This is a genomic window from Pisciglobus halotolerans (assembly GCF_900113675.1).
GTDB lineage: Bacteria > Bacillota > Bacilli > Lactobacillales > Carnobacteriaceae > Pisciglobus > Pisciglobus halotolerans.
In genome coordinates, this window is sequence record NZ_FOQE01000083.1 from 1 (window position 1) to 1,327 (window position 1,327).

1 protein-coding gene is annotated in these 1,327 nt (G+C 35.3%); it reads left to right on the forward strand.

Annotation, left to right across the window (positions count from 1 at the left end):
• The first annotated feature begins 106 nt into the window (after positions 1 to 106).
• Positions 107 to 1,276, forward strand: a complete 1,170-nt coding sequence (locus BM057_RS11465) for an IS256 family transposase (protein WP_010752995.1) — start codon at positions 107 to 109, stop codon at positions 1,274 to 1,276.
• The last annotated feature ends 51 nt before the right edge of the window (positions 1,277 to 1,327 follow it).

A 1,327-nucleotide genomic window follows, 5' to 3' on the forward strand; every position in this document is an offset into this window, starting at 1 on the left:
ATAGCGTAAAATATTTTGTGTAAATAGAAATTTAGGGTAGAAAAAGAGAAAGTCCATTCTGTAAAATTAAAGTTACGACACCGAAATTTTATAGGAGGACTTTCTCATGACTAATTTTACTACAGAAATTATGCAAACACTACTCAATAAAGGCGATTTAGATGAATTATTTCGGGATCATTTAGAACGAGCGATTAATTCACTTCTACAAGCAGAGCTAACTGCTTTTTTAGACTACGAAAAATATGATCGAAATGGATTCAATTCAGGAAATTCCCGTAACGGGAATTATTCACGTACATTTAAAACAGAATATGGAGAGCTAAATTTAACTATTCCTAGAGATCGGAATGGCGAATTTTCTCAACAAACACTCCCAGCATATAAGAGAACCAATGATTCGTTAGAAACGACCGTTATCCAATTATTTCAAAAAGGCATTACGATGGCTGAAATTTCCGAATTAATTGAAAAAATGTATGGGCATCACTATACGCCACAAACGATCTCCAACATGAGTAAACTCGTGTCTGAAGACGTTTTAGCATTTAAAGAAAGAACGTTAGAAGCCAGTTATTCCGTTATCTTTATGGATGCGACACATATTCCTTTGAAGAGACAAACCGTTTCAAAAGAAGCCGTGTACATTACGATTGGTATCCGATTGGATGGAACCAAAGAAGTTCTTGGGTTCACTATCGCCCCAACGGAATCCGCGTATATTTGGAAAGAGGTTCTTCAAGATCTTAAAAACCGTGGGTTAGAAGAGGTTTTATTAGTGGTAACCGATGGTTTAAGTGGTATCGAAGAAAGTATCCATAGTGTGTATCCGAATGCACAATTTCAACAATGCTGTGTACATGTATCTAGAAATATCGCACATAAAGTGCGTATTCGAGATCGAAAAGAAATTTGTGAGGAGTTCAAAGCGGTTTACCAAGCAACGTCTAAAGAAGAGGCATTGGCTCAAGTGGACTTTATGGTCAAAAAATGGGGAAAGCAGTATCCAAGAGTTGTCAATCTGCTCTTGAATCCTGCCATAGTCACATTTTATAATTTTCCTCCCACTATCAGACGAACCATCTATTCAACGAACTTAATCGAAGGATTTAATAAACAATTAAAACGGTATACTCGAAGAAAAGAACAATTTCCAAATGAAGACTCTTTAGAAAGATTTTTAGTGTCGCAATTTAATCAATATAACCAAAAATTTTTAGGCAGGATTCACAAAGGATTTAAAGAAATTCAGGATACATTAGAGTCAATGATTTAACTGTAATTAACGGAATGGATTTTCCATTTACACATAATTCTTGACGCTACC